At 73.6% G+C, this 1,403-nt stretch carries 1 protein-coding gene; it reads left to right on the top strand.

What is annotated here, in order from left to right; translation table 11 throughout:
• A partial coding sequence (locus tag ACFR9S_RS14620; protein WP_379818953.1) for a UvrD-helicase domain-containing protein occupies positions 1-1,403 on the top strand: 1,403 nt, incomplete at both ends.

Here is a 1,403-nt window from a genome sequence, read left to right on the forward strand (position 1 = left end):
CGGGGGAGACGAGGGGACGGACGGCTACCGGCGGCTCGAAGGCGCACAGGCCGAGATCCGCGACGCCTTCTTCGCGGCCGACTCGGGGCTGTTCGTGCTCGACTGCGGGCCGGGCGCCGGGAAGTCCGTCACCGCCGACAGCATCGCGGCGGAGGACCTCGCGCGCAAGGCCCGCGCCGGCGTCGACAGCCCCACGGAGACGCTCTGTCTCACCTCGTTCTCCCGTGACGACGCCGCGAGCATCCTCCCGGGCGTCGAGCGCGCGCTCCGGGGGTTCGCCGACGACCCCGACGCGCCGGTGGATCTCGACGACGAAACCGCCGCGGAGCTGGGGACCGCACTCCGCGGGAGCGACCGCGTGGGGACGATCGACAGCGTCCTCGGCACGGTGTTCGAGGCGATCGCCGGGGAGGTCGGCTTCGAGGAGGTGCCGGAAGTCGGCGACAGCGCCGCGCTCGCGGGCGTCCACGGTGACGCGCTCGAAACGGTCCGGAACGACGAGTCGCTCGACGACGCGTTTGCGACGCTGGACGACGCCTACCCCGGCGGGCGGTACGACGCCGACGCCGCCGACCTGCTCGCGGCTGCCCGGAGCGCCTGTCGCGAACGCCGCCTGTCGGTGGCAGAGCTACGCGAGCGGCTGGACGCCGTCGTCTCGGGCACGTACCCCGACGGGCCGCCCGACTCGCTGGCCGACGTGCTGCGGGACACCGAGCAGTTCTTCGGCGCCGAAGAGCGCGAGGCGGTCGAGCGCGCGTTGGCGGAGTCGGACGGAAAACCCGACGCAGTCGTCGCCGCCGACGCGGGCTGTCACGAGCGATGGGACGAGGCCGTCGGTGCACTCTGTACGGTGCTGCCCGCCTATCTCGACGCCTACGACGAGGCGTGCCGGGCGGCGGGCGTGCTCGCACACGTCGACGTGGCCCACTGGGTCGCCGAATTCTTCGACGACGCGGCCTACGGGAGCGCGTTCCGGGACCGCCTGCGCCGGCGCTGGACCGACCGCCTCTCGACGGTGATCGTCGACGAGGCACAGGACGTCTCCCGGGCACAGCACGACGCGCTCGCGCCGCTGATCGACGCCGACACCCGGGTCCTGCTGGTCGGCGACCGCGAGCAGTGCATCTACGCGTGGCGCAACGCCCAGCCGAGCCTGTTCGATCGGGCCGCGACCGAGGGGGAGTACTTCGGCGTCGACTGGACGCCCCACGAACGCCGGAGTGCGACCAGATCGTACCGCTTCCGGCCGTCCATCGCGGCCGCGATCGACACCGTGTTCGAGCCGACGTTCTCGGACCCGACCCGCGGCGGCGCCGAGGGCGCGGCCGACGGCCGCGAGACCGACGCGTACGACCGTCTCTCGGCCGTTCGCGAGTCGACCCCCGGGCCCAGCGTGCACGTCG

It is taken from the genome of Halolamina salina (assembly GCF_042678005.1).
GTDB classification, from domain to species: domain Archaea; phylum Halobacteriota; class Halobacteria; order Halobacteriales; family Haloferacaceae; genus Halolamina; species Halolamina salina.